This is a genomic window from Deltaproteobacteria bacterium (genome assembly GCA_009930495.1).
GTDB lineage: Bacteria > Desulfobacterota > Desulfovibrionia > Desulfovibrionales > Desulfomicrobiaceae > Desulfomicrobium.
The window spans coordinates 1-2,105 of record RZYB01000305.1 but is presented as its reverse complement, the minus strand read 5'-3'; the positions used below and the strand labels follow the sequence as shown (position 1 = coordinate 2,105).

Below are 2,105 nucleotides of genomic sequence, written 5' to 3'. Positions count from 1 at the left end.
ATCACCAATCTTCAGATCCAAACTGAAAACCTCCAGGCTGCTGAGTCGCGCATATCTGATGCTGACGTTGCCCAGGAGATGACAGCGTTTGTCAAAGAGCAAATCCTTACCCAATCTGCGGTAGCCATGCTGGCCCAAGCAAACACTCTACCCCAAATGGCCCTACAAATAATCCAAGGCTAGGACGCCGTCTTTCCCTCCTCGAATTCCGCCGTTTTGACCGATCATCCAGGCTAACCACCCATTAGGGGGATTTTGCCCCTGATCTTTTCCCTTCGCCTCTTCAAAATTTCAAATAGTGGGTAATTTTTCTCAATTTATTGCTGTTTTTGGTGTAAAAGTGGGAAGATTAAAAGTCTCACCCTATAAGTAAGGATTATGAACAGAGCACTGCCAGCTCCCTCGCCTGGGTCAGATTCGCATTGGTCGCCATCATCCTCCATCGGTTCGGTGAGATTTGATTATTCGGCTACACCCTCTTAGAAGTGGGCCGTCAATTTGAATTGAACAGCTTGCTCCACGAATCCCCATTGCCCGTCAAACCTTCAGGCCTCCCGCAGCACGGGCGCGGGCCCGCGTCGCAACTCGGCCAGTTTGATGACGCCGACGCCGGTCAAAAGCAGGGCGCTGCCGACAAGTTGGATCGGGGTCATGACCTCGCCCAGGATGAGATAGGCGAACACGGCCGTGAAGGCCGGTTCCAGGGAGACGATGATATTGGCCACGCTGGCGTCGAGCAGGCCCAGGCTGACGTTGTAGAATCCGTAGCCGCCCACCGTGGGGATGGCGCCGAGCAGGAACATGACGGTCCAGCCTTCGATGCTTTCTCCCAGCCAGAGCATGTCGGCCGGGCGCGCGGCCGAGCCGGGGACGCGGCCCGCCGTCAGGTTGATGAGCAGCAGAAAGAATCCCGCAAAGGCGAAGATGTAGAGGAGCGTGGTCCAGGGCGACAGGCCGCGTTCGGAAGTGACCCGCCCCATGAGGCTGTAGGCCGTGTAGCACAGGCCCGTCAGCAAGCCCGCCACCACGCCCAGAAAATTGGCCTGCCAGGTCGCGGCCTGGAGTGCGCCGGAAATGAGGGCGCACCCGCCCAGGCACAGGGCAATGGCCGCAATCTTGAGCCCATCCATGCGCTCCCCCAAAAATTTCCAGCCCAGGATGGCCGTATAGGCCACGGAACAATAGACCATGACCGTGGCCACGGCCGCGCCGTTGCTGGCCACGGAGATGGCCCACAGTCCGTTGAACCCGGCCAGCATCAGTCCGAACAGGGCCAGAAAGGGCAGGTGCGCCCGGTCCACGCGCAACAGCCGGGGGGACGTGGCGAGCAGGATCGGAACCAGGGTCGTGACCACGAAGACATTGCGCCAGAAGGCCAGGACCAGGGGCGGCATGGCGAACTCCGTGACCAGGTGGCGGATGAAGATGGACGTGGTGGACAGGAAGACCGCGCTGATCAGGGCGGCCAGATAGCCTTGCGTGGAGCGGGTCGGGGTCATGGGGCATCTCCTTGGGGTCTTGTGCTCGGGATGGCTCTCGTCTAGGCGGAAAGTGCCCCCACTTGAAGGGGCAATTTTGCCAAAAATCAACCCGGCCAATCGAGGTTTTTCATGCGCATCGCCCTTGAAATTCCGTCCGCTGTTCCGTTGTACCGCCAGATCAGCGCCCATTTTCGGGCCAGCATCCTGGCCGGAAATCTTCGTCCCGGAACCCGCCTGCCCGCCGTGCGCGTTTTGGCCGGAAATCTGGGCGTGAACCGGGCCACGGTGGAAAGCGCCTATGCCGAGCTCGTGGCCGAGGGGCTGGTGGTCTCCCGCCGGGGCAGCGGCTCATACGTGCTGGCGCACAGTCCGGGCGAGTCCCGAACCCCGGAGCGGTCCGGAGCGTGGCCGGCCTGGCAGCAGCGGCTCACCTATCGCGGCTATGACGCCCTGTCGGCCTATCTGCCCGAGGTCAGCCGGAGCACGGACTGGATTGCCCTGGACGGCGGCGCCTGTGATCCGCGTCTTTTTCCCATGGACGAATTCCGCAAGATCCTCGGCCGGGTCATGCGTCGGGACGGGGCCGCGGCCGTGGAATATGGGGAAATCGGCGGATTTCGCCCC

The 2,105-nt window shown here is 61.2% G+C and carries 3 protein-coding genes; 2 read left to right on the top strand and 1 reads right to left on the bottom strand.

What is annotated here, in order from left to right:
* Positions 1–183 (top strand): flagellin (locus tag EOL86_14085; GenBank protein NCD26703.1); only part of this gene is annotated, 183 nt, incomplete at its 5' end.
* 362 nt (positions 184–545) lie between these two features.
* Here EOL86_14085 and EOL86_14080 read toward each other — a convergent pair.
* Entirely contained in the window at positions 546–1,670 is a 1,125-nt protein-coding gene (locus EOL86_14080) for a DMT family transporter (protein NCD26702.1), read from the bottom strand.
* Here EOL86_14080 and EOL86_14075 point away from each other — a divergent pair.
* The coding region (locus EOL86_14075; GenBank protein ID NCD26701.1) for a GntR family transcriptional regulator at positions 1,611–2,105 on the top strand (495 nt) is incomplete at its 3' end. The genes EOL86_14080 and EOL86_14075 overlap by 60 nt on opposite strands.